24 protein-coding genes are annotated in these 24,943 nt (G+C 40.5%); all 24 read right to left on the bottom strand.

Annotation, left to right across the window (positions count from 1 at the left end; all coding sequences use genetic code 11):
* Positions 1-37: 37 nt before the first annotated feature.
* On the bottom strand, positions 38-919 hold the full coding sequence (locus CDZ94_RS02095; protein WP_096434881.1) for a hypothetical protein: 882 nt from the start codon (positions 917-919) through the stop codon (positions 38-40).
* A 234-nt stretch (positions 920-1,153) separates the two neighbouring features.
* Entirely contained in the window at positions 1,154-2,449 is a 1,296-nt protein-coding gene (gene aroA / locus CDZ94_RS02090; RefSeq protein ID WP_096434880.1) for a 3-phosphoshikimate 1-carboxyvinyltransferase, read from the bottom strand.
* Positions 2,450-2,464: 15 nt separating this feature from the next.
* Positions 2,465-3,568, bottom strand: a complete 1,104-nt coding sequence (locus CDZ94_RS02085; RefSeq protein ID WP_096434879.1) for a prephenate dehydrogenase — start codon at positions 3,566-3,568, stop codon at positions 2,465-2,467.
* Between the two features lie 18 nt (positions 3,569-3,586).
* Entirely contained in the window at positions 3,587-4,672 is a 1,086-nt protein-coding gene (gene hisC, locus CDZ94_RS02080) for a histidinol-phosphate transaminase (protein WP_096434878.1), read from the bottom strand.
* 198 nt (positions 4,673-4,870) lie between these two features.
* The gene (trpA, locus tag CDZ94_RS02075; protein ID WP_096434877.1) at positions 4,871-5,665 is read right to left on the bottom strand and encodes a tryptophan synthase subunit alpha; all 795 of its coding nucleotides are present in this window, start codon (positions 5,663-5,665) and stop codon (positions 4,871-4,873) included.
* Entirely contained in the window at positions 5,665-7,503 is a 1,839-nt protein-coding gene (gene trpB / locus CDZ94_RS02070; RefSeq protein ID WP_096434876.1) for a tryptophan synthase subunit beta, read from the bottom strand. Before trpB ends, trpA begins: the two co-directional genes overlap by 1 nt.
* Before the next feature lie 19 nt (positions 7,504-7,522).
* The gene (gene trpC / locus CDZ94_RS02065; protein WP_096440529.1) at positions 7,523-8,278 is read right to left on the bottom strand and encodes an indole-3-glycerol phosphate synthase TrpC; all 756 of its coding nucleotides are present in this window, start codon (positions 8,276-8,278) and stop codon (positions 7,523-7,525) included.
* Entirely contained in the window at positions 8,278-9,303 is a 1,026-nt protein-coding gene (trpD, locus tag CDZ94_RS02060; RefSeq protein WP_425352554.1) for an anthranilate phosphoribosyltransferase, read from the bottom strand. The genes trpC and trpD overlap by 1 nt, the downstream gene beginning before the upstream one ends.
* A complete protein-coding gene (locus CDZ94_RS02055; protein ID WP_096434874.1) occupies positions 9,297-10,802 on the bottom strand; it encodes an anthranilate synthase component I family protein in 1,506 nt (501 codons plus the stop codon). Before CDZ94_RS02055 ends, trpD begins: the two co-directional genes overlap by 7 nt.
* Before the next feature lie 389 nt (positions 10,803-11,191).
* Positions 11,192-11,563, bottom strand: coding sequence for a chorismate mutase (gene aroH / locus CDZ94_RS02050; protein WP_096434873.1), 372 nt, complete (start codon positions 11,561-11,563; stop codon positions 11,192-11,194).
* On the bottom strand, positions 11,547-12,650 hold the full coding sequence (aroB, locus tag CDZ94_RS02045; RefSeq protein ID WP_096434872.1) for a 3-dehydroquinate synthase: 1,104 nt from the start codon (positions 12,648-12,650) through the stop codon (positions 11,547-11,549). The genes aroH and aroB overlap by 17 nt, the downstream gene beginning before the upstream one ends.
* A complete protein-coding gene (gene aroC / locus CDZ94_RS02040; protein WP_096434871.1) occupies positions 12,650-13,825 on the bottom strand; it encodes a chorismate synthase in 1,176 nt (391 codons plus the stop codon). Before aroC ends, aroB begins: the two co-directional genes overlap by 1 nt.
* 181 nt (positions 13,826-14,006) lie before the next feature.
* The gene (locus CDZ94_RS02035) at positions 14,007-14,786 is read right to left on the bottom strand and encodes a CheR family methyltransferase (protein WP_096434870.1); all 780 of its coding nucleotides are present in this window, start codon (positions 14,784-14,786) and stop codon (positions 14,007-14,009) included.
* 284 nt (positions 14,787-15,070) lie between these two features.
* On the bottom strand, positions 15,071-15,514 hold the full coding sequence (gene ndk / locus CDZ94_RS02030; RefSeq protein WP_096434869.1) for a nucleoside-diphosphate kinase: 444 nt from the start codon (positions 15,512-15,514) through the stop codon (positions 15,071-15,073).
* Positions 15,515-15,717: 203 nt separating this feature from the next.
* Positions 15,718-16,689: a heptaprenyl diphosphate synthase component II gene (gene hepT, locus CDZ94_RS02025; RefSeq protein WP_096434868.1), complete on the bottom strand. Its 972-nt coding sequence runs from the start codon at positions 16,687-16,689 to the stop codon at positions 15,718-15,720.
* A gap of 20 nt (positions 16,690-16,709) precedes the next feature.
* Complete coding sequence (locus CDZ94_RS02020; protein ID WP_096434867.1) at positions 16,710-17,564, bottom strand: menaquinone biosynthesis protein; 855 nt, start codon at positions 17,562-17,564, stop codon at positions 16,710-16,712.
* A 2-nt stretch (positions 17,565-17,566) separates the two neighbouring features.
* Entirely contained in the window at positions 17,567-18,163 is a 597-nt protein-coding gene (locus tag CDZ94_RS02015) for a UbiX family flavin prenyltransferase (RefSeq protein WP_096434866.1), read from the bottom strand.
* The gene (locus CDZ94_RS02010; RefSeq protein WP_096434865.1) at positions 18,160-19,020 is read right to left on the bottom strand and encodes a UbiA-like polyprenyltransferase; all 861 of its coding nucleotides are present in this window, start codon (positions 19,018-19,020) and stop codon (positions 18,160-18,162) included. Before CDZ94_RS02010 ends, CDZ94_RS02015 begins: the two co-directional genes overlap by 4 nt.
* A gap of 194 nt (positions 19,021-19,214) precedes the next feature.
* The gene (locus CDZ94_RS02005) at positions 19,215-19,919 is read right to left on the bottom strand and encodes a demethylmenaquinone methyltransferase (protein WP_096434864.1); all 705 of its coding nucleotides are present in this window, start codon (positions 19,917-19,919) and stop codon (positions 19,215-19,217) included.
* Position 19,920: 1 nt separating this feature from the next.
* A complete protein-coding gene (locus CDZ94_RS02000) occupies positions 19,921-20,721 on the bottom strand; it encodes a heptaprenyl diphosphate synthase component 1 (RefSeq protein WP_096434863.1) in 801 nt (266 codons plus the stop codon).
* Positions 20,722-20,934: 213 nt separating this feature from the next.
* Positions 20,935-21,153 (bottom strand): trp RNA-binding attenuation protein MtrB, encoded by a 219-nt coding sequence (gene mtrB, locus CDZ94_RS01995; RefSeq protein ID WP_096434862.1) that lies wholly within the window; start codon positions 21,151-21,153, stop codon positions 20,935-20,937.
* A 177-nt stretch (positions 21,154-21,330) separates the two neighbouring features.
* Positions 21,331-21,897 (bottom strand): GTP cyclohydrolase I FolE, encoded by a 567-nt coding sequence (gene folE / locus CDZ94_RS01990; protein WP_096434861.1) that lies wholly within the window; start codon positions 21,895-21,897, stop codon positions 21,331-21,333.
* 383 nt (positions 21,898-22,280) lie between these two features.
* The gene (locus tag CDZ94_RS01985; protein WP_096434860.1) at positions 22,281-22,553 is read right to left on the bottom strand and encodes an HU family DNA-binding protein; all 273 of its coding nucleotides are present in this window, start codon (positions 22,551-22,553) and stop codon (positions 22,281-22,283) included.
* 338 nt (positions 22,554-22,891) lie between these two features.
* A complete protein-coding gene (spoIVA, locus tag CDZ94_RS01980; protein ID WP_096434859.1) occupies positions 22,892-24,370 on the bottom strand; it encodes a stage IV sporulation protein A in 1,479 nt (492 codons plus the stop codon).
* Positions 24,371-24,943 lie beyond the last annotated feature (573 nt).

The raw sequence follows: 24,943 nt of genomic DNA, 5'->3' as shown, positions 1-24,943 counted from the left end.
GCTATTATCTTAATTTAGAGGAACGACAAGCGGGAGTTCAATCAGAATAAGTATACACATCTCGTATAGACAAAAACTTTTCAGGAATCAAATTTGAAAGCTCCTTGCCTTTCCTACTATATAAATGCCACTTGTTCCCTGCTTTGATTATCTTACCTGAACATACAATCACGTCAGGGGTTAACCTCGTTTTTTCGCTATCATGAAACATAAGGTAGTCCGCATCACTCCCAATTTGTAGTCTTCCTTTTTGCGGATACAGTCCTAATCTCTTCAACAAAATCCCTGGTAACGGAGAGAGTACATTCGGTAAGGGAAAAAATGTGTTGAGGCGATATACTTTAGCTACGTGATCCCAAGCTTGATAAATATCCTTTCGGGCTTTTTTATCATTGTAGGACACAGTTGGTTCAATGACGATCATCATCCGCTTTGGAAACATCGCCTCAGCGATACGCTGCCAGGGGATTTCTTGCATTTCCTGAACACTTTTCGCTCGTAAACAAAGGAGGGTAATCCCTTCTTTTTTTAACCTTCTGATCAATCTTTCCGTAATTTTTTTTAAGGGCATTCGAACTGCGATGAGATAGTCAAGTGGAGTTTGTGCTAATCGTTTTCGTTGTTGGGTTAGTCTGTCATCTACTTGGCGTTCATAGAAAACTGGGACAGGGACAATGAGCGTTGTGCACCCTTTTTTAAGGTATTCTTTAATCTGAATTTCACTCATCGCTTGTGAACTTTTAAAATGGGAGGAATCGCATAACGTGACCTTCCCCTCTGCGATTGTAAAGCCGCTGTAGTTTAATCTAACCTTTGATAACCGGTCTAAATGACTACCTGTGTAGCGAATTTTTCCTTTTTCGATATAAAGAGATCGCTCTTGGCTCATTCTTGTAAACCCGTCAATCACATATCCCATTTCTTAACCCCCTCCACAAAAATCTACTTATTGACAAGCTATGTGAAGTAGTAAAGAGATATGTTACGGAGGTTGTTTATTCAATGATCATCCACCCACGATCCAACTATTTTTCCGGTACTTTTTGAACACCCTAGAATCGAAAAACTGACGTGTGGAAGGTATGTTAATACCCCCACTACGTCAGCTTATCTTGAAAAGTGTCACCAAAAGTAACAAAACTTATTGAAAAGACTAATTTTTGCATCCATTAAGAACATTGAAAAATCCAGGAAAAGATACATCGACAGCTTCTGCTTCTTTTATTGTGACCGGATTTTTTGCAATAAGCCCGCATAAAGCTAGACTCATCCCTACACGGTGGTCACCGAAGCTTGAAACTGTTCCGCCCACTAAATCAGTTTTCCCCTCAATGATCATACCGTCGTTTGTCGCTTTTACCTTTGCTCCTAGCTGCTGGAGCTGTGAAACCATTGTATCAATTCGATTGGTTTCTTTCACCTTCAATTCTCCAGCGTTTTTGATCACAGTCGTACCACTAGCTTGCGTCGCAAGAACTGCTATAGCTGGAATTTCATCGATTAACCGAGGAATGAGATCTCCTCCGATCTGGATTCCCTTTAATGTGCCATATGTTACTTCCAGATCAGCCACTGGTTCACCATTTTGCATTCGTTCACGCTTTACCTGAATATGAGCTCCCATTTGTTCAAGGACATCGAGGATGCCAGTACGAGTTGGATTCATCCCGACGTTTTCTAGGGTAAGGTGACTATCCGGTGTAATTAATGCTGCCGCCAGAAAGAAGGCTGCAGAGGAAATGTCACCCGGAACATACACATCCGTTCCGGTCAGCTTTGCACCACCGTAAATTTCTACCCTTCTACCATCCTCATCCCGGTTAACTTCAACACCAAAAGCAGTAAGCATCCGTTCAGTATGATCCCGTGAAACGGCTGGTTCTGTTACAGATGTCTTTCCTTTCGCATTGAGACCTGCTAATAAAATTGCAGATTTTACTTGGGCACTGGCAACCGGCGAGATGTAGTCGATTCCTTTTAATGAACGACCACGAATAGCAAGTGGTGTCAAGTTCCCATCGTCTCTTCCGTCAATCGCTGCCCCCATCATCTTTAATGGATATGTAATACGAGACATCGGTCTTCTAGCAATTGATTCGTCACCAGTCACAACAGAATATAGCGAAGTACCAGAAAGAACCCCACTTAGAAGTCGAATCGTCGTACCTGAATTCCCAACATCCAACACTTCTAGTGGTTCCTTTAGACCATCCAGTCCACGACCGTGAACAGTGATGACCTCATCCTTCTCTTCAATCTCAACCCCCATCTGCCTCATGCAGGAAATGGTACTCAGACAGTCTGCCCCTTTTAAAAAGCCTTGAATCGTTGTATTCCCTTCTGCAATAGCTGCAAAAAGGACAGAACGATGAGAGATAGATTTATCACCCGGCATTCGTACAGCTCCTTTTAAGCCGGTTTTTGCTAAGTTCACTTTTTCACTTGCCATTTGATCACTCCCTGTCTAAGGTGATTCATATGCGTCGTACAAATGCTTTGTGAGGAGATTTTTTGCTAAGAGCAAGTCCTCCTCTGAACGAAAACTCACTCTAAGTACACCCATAATGTCCTCTCTCGTTTCCAAAATGCGAATATTCGTTATACTAATTTTTTCCTTTGCCAATAATCCCGTAACATCTGAAATCACTCCAGGATGATCAGGTACATCTACAAACAAGTCGTAGAAGGAAGGAATCGCTCCTTTTTTTCGGACTGGTAAAGCATCTCGCGTTTCTTTAGCATCAGAAAAAAATTGAAAAATATCATCTGAACGCTCTTCTTTAATGAACGTTTTTATTTTTTTCATTTCCTCTTCCCAACGGTCAATTAAAGTGATCAATACTTCTCGGTTAGAAAGCAGAATATCTCGCCACATAATTGGAGATGAAGAGGCGATCCTTGTAATATCTCTAAACCCGCCCGCTGCGAGCTCATTGAGAATCGGTTCATTCTTTCCTTCCTTTTTCAGTTGGTGTACAAGTCCTGCTGAGACAATATGAGGGAAGTGGCTGATCGTTCCGGTGAAAAAGTCATGCTCTTTTGCTGACAAGTGAACAAATTGTGCCTTCGTTCCTTTCAGCCAATTTTGCAATTGAATGACAGCACGCTGATCACTTTGAGAAGAAGGCGTTAAAATATAATATGCATTTTCAAATAAGTGCGCTTTCGCAGCCTCAACTCCCGTCTTATGAGAGCCAGCCATTGGGTGGCCACCGACAAAATGAACAGATTGAGTTGTAAACACTTCAGCTGCTTTTACGACCGTTTGTTTCGTACTCCCAACATCCGTTATGATCGCTTCCCTTTTTAAAGAATAGGAAGCAATCTCGTGGATAAGCTGGATCGTTTGTTTTACGGGAGCAGCGATTATAATGAGGTCGGCTTTTTCCGCCCCTTCTTTTACGGTAGCTGCTGCTTCACTAATTACACCTAAAGCACGAGCCGCTTTTACTACATTGTCATGGATGTCATAACCAATGAGATGAGCATCAGGGTGCTCTTTTCTTAGTGCTAACGCGAGGGATCCACCGATCAAGCCAAGCCCGACCACAAACACTTCTTTCCTCATACGGTCATTCCCTCCGATCTATCTTGATATAAGTGTTGTTAATTCCTCGATCATTTCTTTATTTTGTTGTTCAGATCCGACGGTTATCCGAACAGAAGTCGGGAAACCGAGAGCTTCTCCGTTTCTTACAATATAGCCTTTCTTTAAAAGGGCATCGAAAATTTCAGACCCTGGGATTTGAAGATCCATTAATATAAAGTTTCCTTGGCTTGGATAATAGTGCAGGTTATGTTTTTCACAGAAAGCTTCAAATGCTTCAATACCGTTACGGTTTTTGGTTTTACACTCTTCAATAAAGTCTTGGTCATCAAGAGCATTGTAAGCAGCCAGCTGACCAATAGATGACGTATTAAACGGTTCTCTCGCCGGGTCTAGTGATTGCATAAGCCCTTCCTCACCGACACCATAACCAACTCGAAGTGAAGCCAAGCCGTAAGCTTTTGAAAAAGTCCGTAACACAATAAGGTTCGGGTGGTCGGCAATTAAAGGAATGGTATCAGGATAATCTTCTGCAATAACATACTCTTTGTACGCTTCATCACTTACGACAATGACATCCTTGGGTACACGTTTTAGGAAGTTATAAAACGACTCACTTCCTAGATAGTTTCCTGTTGGGTTGTTTGGATTACATACGAAAACGATTTTTGTATTCGCGTCGATTGCCTTCTCCATTTCATCTAGGTCATGTTCCCCATTCACTAGTGGTACTTCTTTAACTTCAGCACCTTCAATGACAGCATTGTGGCGGTATTGCGGAAAAGTCGGTGCAGCCGTAACAATGTTATCTCCCTTGGACAAAACGGCACGGCATAGCATAAGAATAACTTCATCTGAACCGTTTCCAAACATTAATTGTTTTTCATTTACACCTACATGATCGGCTACTTTTGTACGGAGTCTTTGAGCATACCCATCGGGGTAAACAGCCACTTCAGAAAATGCTTGTTGAATGGCGTCTTTCACATTAGATGAGCAACCATATGGGTTTTCATTTGAAGCTAGTTTCACAACTTTTTCTAACCCTAATTCTCTTTTTACTTCCTCAACTGGTTTTCCTGGTTGGTAAGGTGTTAATCCTTGTAAAGTATCTTTTACTTTCACTCTCAATCACCCTCGTCAATTAGTTGTTTAAAAATTCACTCAATAAGAAGTTCAAAAGGGGACAATCAGAGTCAAGAAGATCAAAACATTGACTCTAAGAAGGGAGATTAAGGTCTTCACAACCTGTGTACAATGAAGATATTCGTGACTATGATTGCGTACTTTTGAACATCCTATATAGTCTATCTCTCTATGTTATTACGAAATCAACTCTTCTACAAACCCTTTTAACTCATTTAAAGCTTTTTCTTGTTCTTTTCCCGTTAACATCCCCCTGCGCTCGTGTAGAAAATTCACAATTGTACTTCCTATAACAGCACCATCGGCTAGTTGATGAAACTTTTTCACATGCTCTTTTTTTGAGATTCCAAAGCCGACTGCCACCGGGATTTGAGAAATTTTTTTTATTTCGTGAACCATGTCCGTAATACCTTTCTGAAAAGAATCTCTTGTTCCTGTCACCCCAAGAGATGAGACGAGGTAGAGAAAGCCTTCACTTTGTTCTGCAATTTGTTTTATCCTTTTATGTGATGTAGGAGCTACTAAAGAAATCAGCGCAATTTCTTCCTTTTTCGTGAGTTCGCGAAGACTTCTGCTTTCTTCTAATGGAAGATCCGGAATGAGTAACCCGTCAATTTCAGCTTCCTTTAACTTTTTAACTAGTTTTTCTTCACCAACGGCTATTACAGGGTTTACATAGGTAAATAATACTAACGGAACAGTAAGTCCTCTATTGCGAGCTTTTTTTGCTAGGTTAATTGCCTTTTCAATATTCATCCCTTTAGCAAGCGCTCTGTTAGCCGCGTTTTCAATAACAGGGCCATCGGCAAGAGGGTCGCTGTAAGGAACTCCCCACTCTATCACATCAGCTCCTGCTTGCTGAAGAGTAAGTGCTGCTTGAATTGTAACCTCAGGATCCGGGTCTCCTGCCATTAGATAAGGAATAAACAGATTCTGTTTTTGTTTAAAGTCTTCAGTCACTAGATAGCCCATTAGTTATTCCCTCCTTCTTCATATGATTTAATCGTGTGTACATCTTTATCTCCACGTCCTGATAAACAAATAAGTACTTTCTGATCTGTAGATAATTGCTTGGCCCTGTTAAGTGCAGCTGCCAATGCATGAGCAGACTCAATGGCTGGTAAAATACCTTCTGTTTCACTTAACATCTTCAATGCAGTCATCGCTTCTTCATCTGTTACCGCTTCGTATATTACTCTGCCGATATCTCGTAAGTGGGCGTGTTCAGGACCGATTCCTGGATAATCGAGCCCAGCTGAAATCGAATAAGGTTCTGTAATATTCCCTCCTTCATCTTGTAAAAGATAAGAAAGTGATCCGTGAAGAACACCTCTCGTTCCTTTAGTTAACGTAGCAGCATGCTGGCTTGTTTTTGTACCTTTCCCTGCGGCTTCGACACCGACTAACGTTGTTTCATCTTCAATAAAGGGATGAAACATGCCAATAGCGTTACTTCCCCCTCCTACACAAGCGACAATTTCATCTGGCATAGTACCGTTTTTCTCTCGCATCTGCTTCTTACTCTCTTTACCAATGACACTTTGGAAATCTCGAACCATCATCGGATAAGGGTGAGGACCTACAGCAGATCCGATCAAATAATACGTATCTTCTACATGGGTCACCCAGTGGCGAATCGCTTCATTCGTTGCATCCTTCAATGTTTGACTCCCACTAGTCACTTCAATAACTTCTGCCCCTAACAGCTCCATTCGAAATACGTTTAATTGTTGCCGTTTCATGTCTTCTTTTCCCATAAATACTTTACATGATAATCCATAGCGCGCTGCAGCTGTTGCCGTTGCTACACCGTGTTGGCCTGCACCAGTTTCTGCAATAATTTTTGTTTTCCCCATTCTTTTGGCAAGAATAGCTTGGGCAATTGCATTGTTTATTTTATGGGCACCTGTATGGTTCAGGTCTTCTCGTTTAAGATAGATTTTTGCTCCACCGATTTTATTCGTAAGGTTGTCTGCAAAAGTAAGTGGTGTCGGACGGCCCGTATACGTCTCCCATTCATGATGAAGTTCCGAAAAAAATGTGTCATCTTCTTTAATCGTTTTATATGCCTCTTCTAATTCTGTTAGGGCGTGCATTAGCGTCTCTGGTACATACTTCCCTCCAAAATCGCCAAACCGGCCGAGGGAATCCGGAAAAGTATATCTGGATTTAGCCTTGACATGTGATTGCATCTGAGCCATCTTCCTTCCATCTTTTTTTCTGTTTGTTTCAATACCTGAGGATAGGTCAATCCCAATAGGGTTGTAGGTTAAAAGTTCCTCTATATTATCTGGTGAAATCCCGCCGGCAATCAAACATTCTTTTTGAAACTTAGTTGCAGTTGTTGTATAAGAAGGAACGGCATTCCAGTCAAAGGAATGACCTGTTCCCCCCCATGCGTGCTCCGCCTTTGTATCAACGACAAAACCATCTACTAAAGGATGGTACTCTTCCATTAGTTCTGGACCATTCTTTTCGTGGTGAATCGTTTTTAAGACAAACGCTGAAGTGAGCTTCCTTAATCGTGATAGCATTGCCGCTGACTCTCTTCCATGGCATTGAACACCGTTCAATGGCACTTGGTCTACAATGGCGGCAATCTCTTCTTCATCTGCATTAACAAACACACCAATCAGCTTTTGGCTTCTTTGCAATGGGTGTTTTCTTCTCCATTCCGCTACTTGATCTGCCGTGACCTTACGCTTACTCTTTGCAAACACAACACCCAAATAGTCAGCTCGTGATTTGGAAGCTTTTTCAAAATCCTCCTCATTTGTAATACCACAGAATTTTAGTTTTACTTGTTTCACAAAATCTCTCCTCCCGAAGCTACCTGACTTTAAACAAATCCTCCAACTTGCTTATTTTATCCGCTGCAAGCATAAGAGATTCCCCAATCAACATCCCTTTCGCTCCGTATGAAAGTACACGCTCAACATCGTGACAACTGTGAATCCCACTTTCGCTTATCGCAATGGCCTGCGGAGGGATCAGCTTGGCTACCTCTTTCGTATGGTTAAGGTTTGTTTTAAACGTCTGTAGATCTCGATTGTTTACTCCTATTAACTCAGGTGTTCCTTCCTGAAGAATACGGTGAAGTTCTTCTTTGCTATGAACTTCTACTAACACATCCAGCCCTAACGACCTCGCATAATCATGAAACTCTATTAGTTTACGCGGACTTAGAATCGCAGCAATTAATAAAATCGCATCAGCGCCAATGTTAGCTGATTCATCGATCTGACTTTGGTCAATAATAAAGTCCTTCCGTAAAACAGGTAATGATACATGAGATTTCACTTTTTTTATATAAGAAGCGTCTCCTTGAAAAAATTGTTGATCGGTAAGAACAGATAGTGCATCAGCACCAGCCTGTTCATATGCTCTAGCAATCGCTACTGGATCAAAATGCTCGATAAACGTCCCTTTTGAAGGGCTTGCTTTTTTTATTTCTGCAATGACAGCTCCTTGACGATTGGGTCTTTTTAGTGCTTGTAAAAATGAACGCTTTCGTTTGGGCCTTGGATTTTCAGGAACGATCCTGTTCACTTCTTTCCGTTTTTGCTCGACGATATGATCCAAAATCATACAAGAACTCCCCTCTCTTTTGTTGTCTGCAGCCGTTGAAGCTGTTCGTAACCAGCTCGATTCTCTAATGCCACCCTCGCTTCGGTAACCCCTTCTTCGATTGTATTAGCTGCCCCACACACATAAAGAGCAGCACCTGCGTTCAATAAAATGACATTTCTTGCACTTAAGTTCCCTTTTCCTTCTAAAGTGCCATGGATAAGGTTAGCACTTTCCTCCTTATTCCTGACTTGGATATCTGTTAGCGTTCCCCTTTGAAGACCGGCTTCTTCCGGTTTGATAGTATAGGTAGATATTTTATTTCCCTGTAATTCGGTTAGTGAGCTTGCACCCGTAATCGTCAATTCATCAAGTCCATCAGACCCTGTTGCGAAAAGAGCTCGATCCACCCCTAAGTTTCTCGCTGTTTCTGCCATCTTTTGAGCTACTGTTTGATCGTAAACGCCAATGAGCTGATGTTTTGTCCGAGCAGGATTGGTTAAGGGACCGAGGAGATTAAAAATCGTTTTTACCCCGAGTCCTTTTCTAGCTTTTGCTACATGCTTCATTGAAGAGTGATACACCGGTGCAAACATAAAACAGAGATTATGTTTTACAATCATCCTTTCAGCTTCTTCTTTCGTCGCTTGAATAGGAATGCCTAATTCCTCTAATACATCGGCGCTGCCCGTTTTCGATGACACACTTCGATTTCCGTGTTTAGCTACAGGTACACCGCTTCCGCTTAGTAAGATCGCAACAGCTGTGGAAATATTAAACGTGTTTGTACCATCCCCTCCTGTACCGCACGTATCAATGAGATTCTCTTTGTCATGGTTGATTTGAACGCTTTTTTCCCTCATCGCTTTCGCAAATCCGGTCATTTCAGCCACCGTTTCTCCACGGTAACGTAGCACGGATAATAAGGCAGAAACTTGTTCATCTGTCATTGCTCCGCTCATCATCTGGTGCATTGTTCTTTTCGCTTCTTCCTCTGTCAATGATTCAGGTTCAAAAATCCGTTCGATGAAGTGATTCATAATTCAATCCCCTCTCGTGTAAAGTTTTCTTTTGCTTGATGAACCGCATTAATTAAAGCAAGTGCTTTATTTCTTGTTTCTTCCCATTCCAGCTCTGGGACAGAATCGTAAACAACACCAGCACCCGCCTGAATATATGCCTTCTTTTCTTTTAGACGAATCGTACGAATCGCAATGCAGGAATCAATCGTGTCATTAAAGCTGCAGTAAGCAACTGTTCCTGCGTACGTTCCTCGAGAGTCGACCTCTAATTCTTGAATGATCTCAGCAGCTCTAATTTTAGGGGCTCCAGATACAGTTCCTGCTGGATGCGCACTTAGTAGTGCGTCGATTGGGTGAGTACTTTCCTTTAGTTCTCCTTTTACCTTTGAAATTAAATGCATCACATGAGAAAACTTTGTTACAGTTAACATTTCAAAGGTGTCAACTGTGCCGTATTTGCAAACCTTTCCGAGATCATTGCGCGCTAAGTCGACGAGCATAAAATGTTCTGCTCTTTCTTTTTCATCCGCCAACAAATCTTTAGCAAGGTGTTCGTCTTCAGCCTCATTCCCCCCCCGTTTGCGGGTACCTGCAATCGGATGGATATCAATCGTTCTATCCTTCTCTACTTTCACGAGTCTTTCAGGAGAACTACCAACTAACTCTTCACGAAGCGTACGAATATAAAACATGTACGGAGAAGGATTCAGTTTACGCAATACTCGATATAACTCTAATCCCTCTATTGTTGTTTCCATTTCGAACCTTTGTGAAAGGACTACTTGAAAAACATCTCCTGCTTCTATATAATTTTTGACCTTATCTACACTGCGCATAAAGTCAGCTTTTGCTACATTACTTTTTACCTGACCTAATATACGTTCTTCATTTATTTTTTCAGTTTTAAACAACCGCCTGCTGATTGGCGTATCTCCTTTTGAGAGTTGACCTATCATAGATTTGACATCAGCAATACTTTCTTTATACGATTGCAAACGCGTCTTGCCTTCCTTCAACGGTTTAAAGTGGATGATTTGCAGTTCTTCTCGTTCATGGTGGAAAGCCATGATCGTTTGACAAAATACAAACGAAGCAGCAGGCTGATCTCCCCGTTGGATTTTCTCTTCCTGAAGACACATCGCTTCAAATGAAAATGAACCGACCGCTCCTCCTGGAAACGGGATGTCAGGTAAATGAGGAGACACATTTAGCCGAGCAAGAGTCGTATTCCACGCTTCAATAAAGGTTTGATAGGAATGTTGCGTATCGCCTTCATGATTTTTTATTAAAAAGCTTCCGTCACTTTCTTCCAAATATAAGAAAGGATCAAGCCCGATAAAAGAATATTTGGACCATAAAGATAGCGGGTCACGACTTTCTAGCAGAAAGGCCGCTCGTTCATTAAAAGTTTCGAATAATTGTATTGGAGTTAATGTGTCAGCTACTACACGTGCGGAAATAGGAACTGTTCCATACGTGTTTGCTTGCTGTAAAAATGAAGATTTGCTCGTTTCAATCATTGTCTACACCTCGATTTTGTTGGTGGAAGAAATGACTGAAGCAAAGGGGGATAGAGTGGGTTGTCATAAACCTGGCTAACTACTAAGCCCTGGTTAAACTTGGACTATCGATCTTTTCATCTCACTTTTTAAATACGATCTGATAGTACTAAAAAAACACCTGTCAAAAAATCTTGAGCAGGTGTTTAGGGTCATAGGTTTTAATAGTATGATAAATAAACCTGTCAATATAAGACAGTACGCTACCCTATTCTTGCTATCCTCTGCTCCAACTCTTCTCTACTATACTACTCTCGTCTCTGTAACGCTTTTAACTAAACTAAACTGTTGATTGCTACTGTAACTTCTAACTTATACACAATCCTAACCGGGTGTGATCCTAATGTCAATCAAAATCTTTCTTCAACCAAATCAGGGCGCAGTATTCTCGCTTCGTTTAAATATACGTGCGTTATTTCTTTTTGTGAACGCTCAGTTTCCACTATTACCATAACACGAATACATTTATTAAGAGATCCGTCTACAGGAATCTCTTGCGCGCACATTACCGGTACGCGATTAAATCCATCGATCATTCTAAGGGCTCCTGCTGGAAAGGTCGCATCCAAGTCAGGGCTTGCTGTCATCCAAATGTAACTGATTTGTTCAGGCGAAACGTGATTATTTTTAACGATCGTCTCTACTAACACCTTTGTTGCCTTCAACATTTCTTTTCCCTCATTTTCAGTCACCGTTGTTGCGCCTCTAATTCCTCGAATCATCCGCATCTACCTCCATTGCAAACTGCTTACACAACTGTTCCACACTTACCGAAACTAAAGCCGGGGATCCGAATGACGTTAATAACACAAATCGTATTTGACCTGATTTTCCTTTTTTATCTGATTTCATTCGATTAATTAAAGAATTGAGTGATAAGTTTCCGGGAATATGTGTTTGATACCCAAATTTTTCGAGCTTTTTTTTCACAGCCTCACTCTTCAGATCAGTTTGAAAATGCTGTTCACTCAATTTCAATGCAAAAACCATCCCAATCACAACAGCTTCTCCGTGAGTCCACTTTCCATAACCTGCTTCTGCTTCAATTGCATGACCTAATGTATGACCAAAATTTAAAAAGGCGCGTATACCTCGTTCTTTTTCATCGTTCTCGACAATTGTTTTTTTTATATTAATTGAATGTTTGAGCAAAGTTACGATCGTTTCCACATCAGGAATCGATTCAGGGACGATATTGTTTATCGTCCATTCATAGAAAGAATAGTCATTTATTAGTCCATGTTTGATCACTTCAGCTAACCCAGACCGCCACTCTTTGATCGGTAAAGTCGTAAATACTTCCGGGTCAAAGTACACTCCTCGTGGTGCATGGAACGCTCCAATCATATTTTTACCAAGTGCATGGTTAATCCCTACTTTCCCACCAACACTACTGTCATGAGCTAAAAGCGTCGTCGGCACTTGTACAAAATCAATTCCACGCATGTATGTAGCAGCCAAAAAGCCAGCTAAATCACCGACCACTCCACCACCCAATGCAATGATCAAAGAATCGCGATCAAGCTCCTTTTCAAGAGCATACGTTAATAGGTCTTCATATTGAGATAAACTTTTTGATGATTCACCTGAAGGAACCGCATACGTATGAACAGGACATTCTTCTGGAAAGGATGCCAAAATATCTTCAAGGTAATACTCCTTGACGCGACCATCTGTGATCACCAAATATTGCGAATGAAGGTTAGATGCCCTCCGGCATAGCAGGTCATACAAACTGTGCCTTAATCCAGCTTCAATGTAAACCGGATACGAATGACTGGACGATTGTACTAAAATGGGGCTCTCCATTAAAAAGCCCTCGCTCGTTCGCAATATTCATGATATGCACGCTTTACGTCCTCCAGTGAATCTGAGCCGAATTTTTCCAAAAAGCCATTTGCTAATTCCCAGCTTACTGCATGTTCACACACAATCGCCGCTGCTGGAACCGCACAACTATCGGAGCGTTCGATACTCGCTTCAAAGGCTTCCTTTGTTTCGATATCGACACTCTTTAGTGGCTTATAAAGTGTCGGAATTGGTTTCATAACGCCTTTTACTACAACTGGCATCCCCGTTGTCATTCCTCCCTCAAAACCACCTAAACGGTTCGTTTTCCGGTAATACCCTCTCGTTTCATCGTAAAGAATTTCATCATGAACCTGGCTTCCTTGTTTCCTGGCAGCTTCAAACCCAATTCCAAACTCAACACCTTTAAAAGCATTAATACTCATTACACTTTGTGCAACTTTTGCATCAAGCTTTTTATCATAATGAACATGACTTCCTAAGCCTACTGGAAGACCCGTCGCTACAACTTCAACAACCCCGCCGATTGAATCGCCATTATTCTTAGCATCATCAATCGCTGCCATCATTTGCTTTTCAGCCGACTCATCAAGACACCGAACTGGAGAGCCCTCTGTTCTTTCAAGAATCTCAGCAACGCTACTCACTTCGGGGGCTATCTCACTTACGATTCCACCGATTTCTAACACGTGACCAGCAATTTCAATACCAAATTCTTTTAATAGCTTTTGAGCTACGGCACCAACAGCAACACGAACCGTTGTCTCTCTTGCTGAAGAACGTTCCAAAACATTTCTCATATCGCGGTGTTCATACTTTATTGCACCATTTAAATCTGCATGTCCTGGTCGAGGCCGGGAAATTGTTCGCTTCATCTCTTTTTCTTCTTCACTTGAGATCGGCTCAGCACCCATAATTTTATTCCAATGTTTCCAGTCATTGTTCTCAACGACGAGGGTAATCGGTGCCCCAGTTGTTTTCCCATGTCTTACCCCGCTTTTAATCTGTACATGGTCTTTTTCAATTTGCATTCTTCGTCCACGCCCATGGCCTTTTTGACGTCTTTGAAGGTGGTAATTAATATCTTCCTCTGTTAGTGAAAGTTGACTAGGCACGCCTTCTATAATGGCAGTCAATTGGGGGCCATGAGATTCCCCTGCTGTTAAAAACCTCATACTGTGTCACTCCTTCAGTTTTCTTTAATGCTTTTATGTATTAAACTGCTTTTTTCTTATACTCCATTGTGGCTGATTCACTTCAAAATTTCAAGAATTAAAAAAACTTTCTTGTGAGAAAATAGTTGGTTTTCTATTTTTAGATTTCTCTCATGCTAACTATTAGGAAGCGAGTTCAATATCACGATTTAATTTTTCGGTAGAAAAAGGTATCTTCCGTTTCAAAGCCGTGCGCTTTTGGGTTAAAAATTTGTTCTGTACTTCCTACAAATAAAACGCCTCCAGGATTAAGAGCGTTAGCAAATTTAGTATACAAGTTTCGTTTTGCTTCTTCTGTAAAATAAATTAACACATTACGACACATAATCAAATCGTATCCTGAATTGAAAGGTTCATTAAGTAAATCATGTTTACGAAAGCTGACCGTTCTCTTTATTGTATCATCAATCCGATAGCCAAGAATTTCGCGACTAAAGTATTGGGATTTCCATTCCCGAGGCATATCTTTTAGTGATCGTTCAGGATAGAACCCTGCTCTAGCACGCTTTAAAATCGTTTCATCTAAATCTGTAGCTTCTATTTTAACCCTTTCGTCCGACTTGATTTCGTTTAATAACATCGCCAAGGTGTATGGCTCTTCTCCTGTTGAACAAGCCGCACTCCATATTTTCAAGGAACGACGAGACGTCAGGAGGCGCGGGAGAATTTTTGATTTTAAGATGTTCCACCGTTCGGGATTTCTATAAAATTCCGATACATTGATCGTCATCCGATCTAAAAACTCTTCAAATAGGTCCGGTTCTTTATTCATCGCCATCCCGTAATCTGAAAAAGTGTCATATCCGCGCTTTTCCCGTAATGAAGTCAATCGTCGTTTCATCTGTGCTTCTTTGTAAAGACTTAGATCAATACCGGCTTTTTGCTTAATCTGCTTTTTGAAATCAAGATAATCTACGTTCATTGCTGCACTTCCCCTACTATTTATAGATAATAACTACAGTATTTTTATTCATTATAAAACATTACCTACCTAATTGTCCTCCTATATCATTTCTGTTGAAAGTAGCTATGAAGGAAGAGTGTTATTTTCATGAACATCCTTTTTAAACACAAAAAAGGCAGGTTTCCCCGCCTTTCATTTCAATGGATACAAGCTCAAACGTCTGCGAAATGGCGTTCATCAGCCGTTATTAAACGAAGCCAAGTTTTCTATTCGCTAGAGAGAAATGCTCTGCCTTCTTCTAGTTAAACCCATTTGTTAATCGTTTTTTCGTAACTAACAAGTTCATCCTTTTGGAAGAACAGTTCAATTTCTCGCTTCGCACTTTCTTCAGAGTCAGACCCGTGGATGACATTCATAGATACTTGAACACCATAATCACCACGAAGCGTTCCTGGTAATGCTTCCTGAGGATTTGTTTTCCCCATCATTTTTCGGGCTTCATCTATCACATTGTCACCTTCCCAGACCATTGCGAATACAGGTCCAGAGGTGATAAAGTCTACTAATTCCCCAAAAAATGGACGTTCTTTATGTTCACCATAATGAGTTTCAGCTAGGTTTTTTGAAATCGCTAACATTTTTGCTCCAGCTAAAGTAAATCCTTTCTTTTCAAAGCGGGAGACAATTTCACCGATTAAATTCCGTTGTACTCCATCTGGCTTTACCATTAAAAAAGTGCGTTCCATGTTCATACCTCCACCGTTATGTATATATTTATATTATAAACCTTTTTGAGTATAGCAAATTTTCGTACGAATCTCAATAAAATTCTGTAATCGCTTCCAAAAGATAAATAAAGTTTTACCGCTTTATTCTAATTTTACGGCTAAATATAGTTATTTAACCATATTCCAAACTTAAAAACGACGAAACCATTACAGTTTCGTCGTTAAAACTTTCTTTTTCCGATATATTCAGCAATTTCATAAAGGGCTTTTTTAGCCTGTATATCCGGCAGCGGGTGCAGTGCCTCTTTTGCTTTAAGCAGATACCGGTCAGCGATTTGTTTCGAAAAAATCACTGCGCCTGTTTCTTTGATCATAGTAATGACATTTTTTATCTCTGATTCACCAAGGTCACCCTCTTTTACACAAGCGACAATTTTTTCTTTTAATTCTGGATTTTTATCCATAGCATAAAGGGCTGGTAATGTTACATTTCCTTGCTTCAAATCACTGCCAGCAGGTTTACCTAGCTCTTTTTCCGTTCCAACAAAATCTAAAATATCATCGGTAATTTGAAATGCCATGCCCACATTATATCCGAAAAGTGTTAATTGCCTTCTTGTAACATAATCTGTCCCGCTAGCAACAGCGCCAAGCTGACAACTTACAGCGATGAGAAGTGCTGTTTTTCTTTTGATCCGTCTTAAGTAATCTTTCAGGTGCTGATTCCAATTGTACTGATCTGAAATTTGTTCCACTTCTCCGACGCACATTTCAACCATAGCATTTGAAATAATTTCATGAACTTTTTGCTGCTTACAATATGTTGCCATTTCTACTGCGCGTGCAAACATGAAGTCGCCAGTATACATTGCTACACGGTTATCCCATTTAGCCTTAATCGTCTTTTTCCCACGCCTTAATTCAGCATCATCAATCACATCATCATGAACGAGAGACGCCATATGAATAAGCTCTAAAGGAACAGCCACATTTTTAATTTCATTGACGTCATAGGTGCCAAACTGTCCTGAAAGAAGAACGAAAGCAGGTCGAATCCGCTTTCCTCCTGCTTTTAACAGATGGGAGGAAGCTTCTTTTAAAACAGGATGATGAGCACCGATGTTTTGCTCTAGTTCTTTCTCAATTGTCGCAATATCTTTTCGTAAAAACCAATAGATTTCCATAAGTTTCATAAGATAACTTCCACCTTATCCTAAACAGATTGCCAATTTTCTGCTTCTTGCCACAATGATAATTGACGAACAGGATGTACAATGAACCCCATATCATAAGCCAATTGATAATAATAAAGTAGGCCTTCTCGTTGCTTCTCTGTAAAATCATGATTTAAACCTGCAAAATAATGTTCCCAAAAATGCCGGTCGCCACCCATTTCATACTGAATAGAGGTTATCATATCACGAAAATGATTTCTCTGCGCTCTTTTTTTACTCGAAATCATTTCATCATAGAGGTCCTTCATTAGCCATGAATGTCTTTGAATCGCACCCGTTCTTGCTGCAACTACAGCGTAAGTCATCGGGTAACCCGTTCTCTCGTTCCATAATTCCCCTAAGTCATACCGATAGATTCCTTCAGGATTAGACCAATAAGTTTGGATCGCATCGTCACCAATCAACAGGCACGCGTCATATTCCATCATCCGTTCAAAATCCGGCTCCATCGTCACATAGTCAACACCTAATTCGCAAAACTTACCTAAAATAATTTTTAATAAATGAACAGACGTTGCTGAACTTGACGTCAAAGCGACCGTTTTTCCTTCAAGCTGAGAAAGCGGCACCTTCGAAAACAAAAAGATAGAGCCCACATTCCGAGCTGAGGAGACCGATAATTGCGGCAATAACTGAAAAGTCTCTTGGTTTTCTGCATAAGCAAAGGATGAAATTCCGCCAATATCAACTGAACCTTCACTCATAGAACGGTTTAGCTCAGATGGTACTTGGGGAACAAAAGAACATCCCCTCTTAAGGAGGTGTGGTCGATTTAGATAATAAAATATAGGTAGAATGTTTGTATATGAGATTTCACCTATCACAAGTGACATAACTATTCCCCCCACCTAGTAAACAAATCATGACTGACATCCAATTGATCTAAAACTTTTCCAACAACAAAATTAATGACATCATCCAATGTTTGCGGTTGATGATAAAACCCCGGCATTGCCGGTACAATTAATCCACCCATGTCACCAATGATTTTCATATTTCCTAAGTGAATAGAATGAAGCGGAGTTTCACGTGGTACAATGACGAGAGGTCTTTTTTCCTTTAACATGACATCTGCTGTACGCTCTAGTAAATTACTTGAAATTCCTTGCGCGATTTTTGCCATTGTTCCCATCGAACACGGGATAATGATCATGCCGTCATTTTTATAAGAACCACTGGCAATCGGAGCCGAAAAATCCTGCAAAGTATGAATTTGCAAATCCTTTTCATTTAAAAACAATCGTTCAAGACAAGAAGCTCGATCAGTTGTGTCTTCATTCAATTCATGGTAAAACACCTGCCACCCTGCTTCAGTTACAATTAAATGAACCTGGTGATCTGCTTTAAGTAATGCGTTTACAAGACGAACTCCATAAACAGCACCGCTGGCTCCGGTTATTCCAACTGTGAAAACTCGTTTTCCTTGAGTCATAGAAGTAAATCTCCAATCGTAAAAATCAACATGACGATACTAATGATCCCGTTCATTGTAAAAAAAGCCACGTTCACTTTAGATAAATCACTAGGTGATACAAGGGAATGTTCGTACATCATAATCCCGCCTGCAATCAAAACACCTAGTAGAAAAATCAAACCCAATGGTGTCGCAAAAAATAATGCAAGCATCGCTACAAAACTAACGAGATGAAAGACTTTTGCTATCCATAAGGCATTAGAAATACCAAACCTGCTAGGAATTGAATGAAGACCCACGTCACGATCATATTCGGCATCTTGTGTCGCATAGATAACATCGAATCCAGCAGTCCAAAAAGCGACTCCGACAAATAGGAGCATCGCCTCCCATGTTAATGTTCCCGTAGCTCCAACCCAGCCTCCTAGTGGGGCTATTCCAATCGTGATTCCTAGTACGATATGACATAAGTATGTAAATCTTTTCGTATAAGAATAGATGACTAAAAAAAATACAGCAATTGGTAATAGATAAACAGCGAGCATATTTAATTGGTACGCCGCAAAAAATAGTAATAAAAATGAAACAAAGATAAATAGTCCTGTCTCGAGCCTGGACAATAGACCGGCAGGAATGGCGCGGGCTGCTGTTCTAGGATTCTTCTTATCAATATTGGCGTCAATGACACGATTTAAACTCATCGCCGCACTTCTTGCCCCGACCATGGCGAGTGTAATCCAAATCCAGTGGTGGACTGTCGGCCAATTACCGGAAATTAGTAAACTTGATAATACCGCCCCTAAGAAAGCAAAAGGCAATGCAAATACTGTATGTTCAAACTTAATCATTTCTAAGATGATTTTAAATTTTCTCATAAACCTGAACCCTTTCGATTGAAACATCTAATTATAGGTTTCCAAAATGGGGATTATCAAAGCAAGGATGGTCGAAACTGGAAGTTTCAAGATCCAGAGCAGCAAAATTTGGAGCGCTGATTATAGACGTAACACCCTATGCGGCATAGGTCTGTGGACTATGAATCCCTCATTTTTTTGAACTTCTTAATCTATCAACCTTTTCTTCCAAAATGACTTGCGGCTACTCCTCCAGAGTAAGATTTGTAGCTTACATTCTGAAAACCAGTCTTTTTAAACATGTTGGCAATCGTTTCTTTATCAGGAAACGATTGTGTCGATTCTTGAAGCCACGTGTACTCATCATAACTTTTTGCCAAAACTCTACCGAAGAAAGGCATTATATACCGGAAATACAGCCAATAGAGTTGTTTAAAACCTATCAGAGTTGGTTGAGAAGTTTCAAGACAAGTCACTAGTCCTCCTGGTTTGGTAACACGATACATTTCCTTTAATGCTACACTATAGTCAGGAACGTTACGCAAACCAAAACCAATCGTAACATAATCAAATGTATTATCTTCATATGGCAGTTCCATAGCATTTCCTTGGACAAGTTCGATGTGATCTAGGCCACGTGCGCTTACTTTTTTCCTTCCTTCAATGAGCATATTTTCACTAAAATCGAGGCCATAAGCTTTCCCTGTTGGCCCGATAGCATCTGCCATCGCAATCGTCCAGTCTGCTGTTCCGCAACAGATGTCTAATGACTCAGAACCAGGCCTGACATTCATGCGCTTCATTGTATCTTTTCGCCATGATAAATGGCGTTGAAAGCTAATAATCGCATTCATACGGTCGTAATTACCGGAAATAGACTCGAATACTTGATGTACTTTCTCTTCTTTTGACTGCCCCATCTTACCCTTCCTCTACAACAAAATCCTGGACTACACCATGTTCGGTGAGTAATTCATCCACTCTTGAAAGTATATATTCACGAATTGGAATCCACTCATAAGAAAAAGAGTGGAGCTTCACTTTCGAAGCTTCGATTTCCTTTTCAAGAGCGAAAGAAAGTTCGTTTCTCTTTTGACCTTTTCTCGTTAAAAGCGAGGCTGTAAGCGGTGTCTCATGATTCCTCTCAATCCAATGATACCTCGTATTGAGAAGCACTTTAAAATAAAAGAACTCTTCAAGCGGTTGTGCCCATTGCTCGGAGTGGTAAAATACCGCTACATTTCTAATTAATAATGATTCGATCGCGCGAATATCTTTTAACGTTTGAAGCTGGTCAGTGCCACCCTCATACACATTCATTTTTGCTTCATTGATTTCTTGAATCGATCGGCTAAGTACGCGAATAAAAGGAACATCGTCAACCTTAGCTAAAACGTAATAATAGAGGCTGCTGTAATAGTCTCCTGATAGGACAGTTAACTGCCGTTGCCGCTTCACCGTTTCAGAGCGCCATGGCGTTACAGAGACTGTTTCATGTACATTGAGTGCGGTTTGAACAAGGACAGTAGAGAGGACACTGTTTTTTATGTAGGAAAAGTCAAACTCTTTTCGCCGCAGCAAGTAATAAAGGAGGATAACCTGATCATGATCTATGATCGGATCCTGTAAGTATCGGCGTAAATAAGGATGCTGAATTACCTCATAAAAATCCGCCTTGATCTTTTTAATATCCTCATTTAGATAATCCATTGACGTCGCCATTCAAAGTCCCCCAACAATTAGTATATCAACATTGAAGAAAACCGCTCTTAATTAATAGTTGTATTATACCACAATTCATACCATCGGATAAGTCATTGAATCATACAAGTACGGAAGACGACAGTGTTCTCCCATGTACACTTTCTTCTACTTCATAGTAAAGATATGAGCTTTCTCAAAAGCATAAAAGAAAAGCAGGTCACTTCCCCGCTTTTAGTCGTTTGTATTCATTTCACCATGACTTGTTTGAATCGTAGCTTTTCCTCTTACTTTTATAGCAGAGGTATGTTCAGTAAATTGAGCAATCATCACTTCATCTTTGTCCAGCTTTTCGGAATGGTGAAATCTTGTATCCGACCCTCTCGTTAACCCGATGACGTTAACACCATTTTCACGCGCCTTAATCACGATATACTCGGGTGATTGTGCCAAGATTATTCCTCCTCCATCGTTTTGACATTCTAAAGTAAAAATATATAGATTAGGTAAACTCCAATGATGATGCCTGCAGTTGGAATCAACCAAGAAAACAATTCAGATTTATCATGATTTTTCATCATGCACACCTCCACTAGTAAGATGTGCAGGACGAATACTTTTAAACGTAATTTAGCTCTTTATTAAAGAAAGGACCTCTGAACGAGCAGCATCGTTTTCTTCAAACACACCTCTGACTGCAGACGTGATTGTTTTGGATCCTGGCTTTTTCACACCGCGCATTGTCATACACATATGTTCTGCCTCCACCACTACAATAACTCCTAAAGGTTCCAACGTTTCTACGATGCTTTCTGCAATTGTCGAAGTAATTCTCTCCTGGAGTTGCGGCCTTTTGCAAACGGCATCAACCGCTCTTGCCAGTTTACTCAAACCAGTAACTTTCCCTCCGCTTGGTATGTATCCAATATGTGCTACTCCGAAAAAAGGAACGAGATGGTGTTCACACATCGAGTGAAAAGGAATATCTTTTACTAAGACAAGTTCCTCGTGGTCCTCTCCAAAGACGGTTGCAAAATGTTCTTTCGGGTCTTGGTTTAAACCTTGAAAAACCTCGGCATACATTTTTGCGACACGCTTCGGTGTATCTAAAAGACCTTCCCGGTTCGGGTCTTCTCCAATTGCTTCCAAAATCATCGTAACAGCTTCTTCTATTTTTTGATGGTTTACTTCACTCACAATAGCGCCCCCTCATCATTGATGACCAATACTTTGTAGAAGTCGATAAAATTCTAGCACAGCAACGCCTTTAATACAAGAAGGCTGTTTTCGTAATATCTGTTGTTCTTGAGCGATTTTACTATCACGCTATGCGTGATAAGGCAAGCAAATGCTTGCCTAACGACCTAAATAAGAAAAACCGCAAAGCGGTCTTTTATTAAAAACAGCGTAAGCTTCCGCCCCATGTTTTAAAGTCTCAAGGGGCTTTTCCCTTGAGACGAGCGGCGTGAAGGTAGCTGTCCTCTTATAAATTCTTCCCTTCCAAGAAATGCGGTTACCATTAAAGAAAAAAGAAGAACTACGTAAAAACGCAGTTCTTCTAATGCAAGCTCCCTTATGTATTACTTAACAGCGTCTTTAAGGGCCTTACCAGGCTTAAATGCTGGTACATTGCTTGCAGGGATTTCGATTTCTTCCCCAGTTTGAGGGTTACGACCTTTACGAGCAGCACGTTCACGTACTTCAAAGTTACCAAAGCCGATAAGTTGTACTTTTTCTGCTTTTTGAAGAGAGTCAGTGATTACATCGAATACTGCATCTACTGCGCTCGTAGCATCCTTTTTAGAAAGGTCTGTTTTTTCAGCAACTGCATTGATTAGTTCAGTCTTGTTCATACCATTCACCTCCTCCCAAGGAGTTTGTTATTTCTTTTCTTTCACAAAAATAAGAGTTTTATACTAGTTAACGCACAATTAGTGGATAACAACGCTAATATTAACCGAAACTACCCAAGAATTCAACATTTTTTGCGGATTTCCCTGCATTTTTATCACTTTTTTACCTAAAATGGAAAAGAAATCATCCGTTTCCTTCCAAACTTTCATATTTTATTAAAATGTTGATATATCAATGGTCTATAATGATTTTTATCATAGAGAGGTTCTCACGTCAAATTTTACCCTCTACGAAAAGTAAAGAAATAGTAAAAAAATAAACCCTCCAAATTGGAGAGTTATAGAATAATCGCGATTAATCCACCAGAGCCTTCGTTTATAATACGCTCAAGCGTTTCTTTTAGTTTGTAGCGGGCATTTTCCGGCATTAGCGAAAGTTTTGCTGAAATTCCTTCGCGGACAATGGAATTTAACGAGCGCCCAAAAATGTCTGAATTCCAAATTGAGAGTGGGTTTTCTTCAAAGTCTTGCATTAAATAGCGCACCAGCTCTTCACTTTGCTTTTCTGTTCCAATGATCGGTGCAAACTCAGACTCTACATCGACTTTTATCATGTGAATGGAAGGAGCAACGGCTTTTAAACGAACGCCAAAACGTGATCCTTGTCGAATAATTTCTGGTTCATCAAGGCTCATGTCACTAAGTGACGGTGCAGCAATTCCATATCCTGTTTGTTTGACCATTCTAAGCGCATCAGATACCTGATCATATTCAGCCTTTGCATAAGAGAAGTCCTGCATCAATTCAAGCAGATGGTCTTTACCACGTATCTCGACCCCAACTACTTCTTTTAATATTTGATCATATAAGTCGTCAGGCGCGTGCAAGTCAATTTCAGCCACGCCTTGCCCCATTTCTATTCCAGCAAGCTGAGCTCTTTCGACAAATTCGTAATCGGTAAAATGCCCAACAACGCGATCGACATCACGCAGCCGTTTAATATCTTTTACTGTATCTCTTACAGCACTTTCATAGTTCTCCCTAAGCCAATGTTCTTCTTTTAGTACCATGACCCAACTCGGCAAGTTCACATTGACTTCATGAACAGGAAATTCGAAGAGTACCTCCCGCATAACAGAGTTAATGTCTTGTTCAGTCATCCCTTCGATACTCATGGATAAAACCGGAACATCATGTTCAGTTTCTATTGACTGCCGTAGGTCTTCTGTTGTTGGATGATGAGGATGGACACTATTTACGATGACTATAAACGGCTTTCCTACCTCTTTTAATTCTTCAATTACTCTTTGCTCAGATTCGACGTAATCATGACGGGCAATTTCCCCAATTGAGCCATCCGTTGTTATGACGACACCAAGTGTAGAATGTTCTTGAATGACTTTTCTAGTACCTATTTCAGCTGCCTCATGAAATGGAATCGGATCTTCGTACCACGGAGTATGAATCATTCTCGGTCCATTTTCATCTTCATAGCCTTTTGCACCAGGTACTGCATAGCCTACACAATCCACGACTCTTACATTTACGTCCAAACCTTCATCTACATGGATAGAAACAGCTTGATTTGGTACAAACTTAGGTTCAGTGGTCATAATTTGTTTTCCTGCTGCACTTTGAGGAAGCTCATCCTGAGCTCTAGCTCTGTCAGACTCACTTTCAATATTAGGAATGACGGCAAGCTCCATGAATTTTTTAATAAACGTCGACTTCCCTGTTCGAACCGAACCTACGACGCCTAAGTAAATATCGCCACCGGTCCGTTCAGCGATATCTCGAAAAATATCGTACTTCTCCACACGATCCCCTCCCGATCGATTTTGTATGTGACAGCTTCTGCATACGATTCAATGTGATGACACTATAATACTTATGATGTTGTCCATTAATTATGACAAGCTGCTTGTTTAGTTTTAATTATTATTTTTGTGTATGTTCAAAAAGGAGGACAAAAAGAGCTGAGAAGTTCAAGGAAGCGCCACTTTGAGCACCAGAACGTATGCTTTTAATACGTGAGGAGTAAAAAGTAAGATGACGCAGAAGTTCGACAGCTATTTTTCCCGGTCTTTTCAAACATCCTCTTTTATTAATTGTGAACAACCTTTTAATACTGATGATTCATTAGCATCACCCACTCTAACGAAAAAAGATTCAAAATCGACTTTGAAGGGAGCCGCTTAAAGTGCGTGTTCAAAAAAGAGGCCAAATAAGCCGAGAATATCGAGTACAGCAAGCGCTACACCGATGATTTTACTCCGAGTTTTGACATCCTCTTAAAGACGTAGTTTTACAACATGCATAATTAAAAAAGCTTCCCTTTCTCTTGATAATATATTGAGAGGGGAAGCACAATAGAACATTCGGATTCAATT

Origin of the sequence: Alteribacter populi (assembly GCF_002352765.1) — a bacterium.
Classification (GTDB): Bacteria; Bacillota; Bacilli; order Bacillales; family Salisediminibacteriaceae; genus Alteribacter; species Alteribacter populi.
This window is presented reverse-complemented; position numbering and strand designations above follow the sequence as displayed.

Bases quoted from the DNA above. Each gene is read 5' to 3' on its own strand.
- CDZ94_RS02095 (WP_096434881.1), bottom strand. From the start codon at position 919: ATGGGATATGTGATTGACGGGTTTACAAGAATGAGCCAAGAGCGATCT.
- aroA (WP_096434880.1), bottom strand. From the start codon at position 2,449: ATGGCAAGTGAAAAAGTGAACTTAGCAAAAACCGGCTTAAAAGGAGCT.
- CDZ94_RS02085 (WP_096434879.1), bottom strand. From the start codon at position 3,568: ATGAGGAAAGAAGTGTTTGTGGTCGGGCTTGGCTTGATCGGTGGATCC.
- trpA (WP_096434877.1), bottom strand. From the start codon at position 5,665: ATGGGCTATCTAGTGACTGAAGACTTTAAACAAAAACAGAATCTGTTT.
- CDZ94_RS02055 (WP_096434874.1), bottom strand. From the start codon at position 10,802: ATGATTGAAACGAGCAAATCTTCATTTTTACAGCAAGCAAACACGTAT.
- aroH (WP_096434873.1), bottom strand. From the start codon at position 11,563: ATGATTCGAGGAATTAGAGGCGCAACAACGGTGACTGAAAATGAGGGA.
- aroB (WP_096434872.1), bottom strand. From the start codon at position 12,650: ATGGAGAGCCCCATTTTAGTACAATCGTCCAGTCATTCGTATCCGGTT.
- aroC (WP_096434871.1), bottom strand. From the start codon at position 13,825: ATGAGGTTTTTAACAGCAGGGGAATCTCATGGCCCCCAATTGACTGCC.
- CDZ94_RS02035 (WP_096434870.1), bottom strand. From the start codon at position 14,786: ATGAACGTAGATTATCTTGATTTCAAAAAGCAGATTAAGCAAAAAGCC.
- ndk (WP_096434869.1), bottom strand. From the start codon at position 15,514: ATGGAACGCACTTTTTTAATGGTAAAGCCAGATGGAGTACAACGGAAT.
- hepT (WP_096434868.1), bottom strand. From the start codon at position 16,689: ATGAAACTTATGGAAATCTATTGGTTTTTACGAAAAGATATTGCGACA.
- CDZ94_RS02020 (WP_096434867.1), bottom strand. From the start codon at position 17,564: ATGTCACTTGTGATAGGTGAAATCTCATATACAAACATTCTACCTATA.
- CDZ94_RS02015 (WP_096434866.1), bottom strand. From the start codon at position 18,163: ATGACTCAAGGAAAACGAGTTTTCACAGTTGGAATAACCGGAGCCAGC.
- CDZ94_RS02010 (WP_096434865.1), bottom strand. From the start codon at position 19,020: ATGAGAAAATTTAAAATCATCTTAGAAATGATTAAGTTTGAACATACA.
- CDZ94_RS02005 (WP_096434864.1), bottom strand. From the start codon at position 19,919: ATGGGGCAGTCAAAAGAAGAGAAAGTACATCAAGTATTCGAGTCTATT.
- CDZ94_RS02000 (WP_096434863.1), bottom strand. From the start codon at position 20,721: ATGGCGACGTCAATGGATTATCTAAATGAGGATATTAAAAAGATCAAG.
- CDZ94_RS01985 (WP_096434860.1), bottom strand. From the start codon at position 22,553: ATGAACAAGACTGAACTAATCAATGCAGTTGCTGAAAAAACAGACCTT.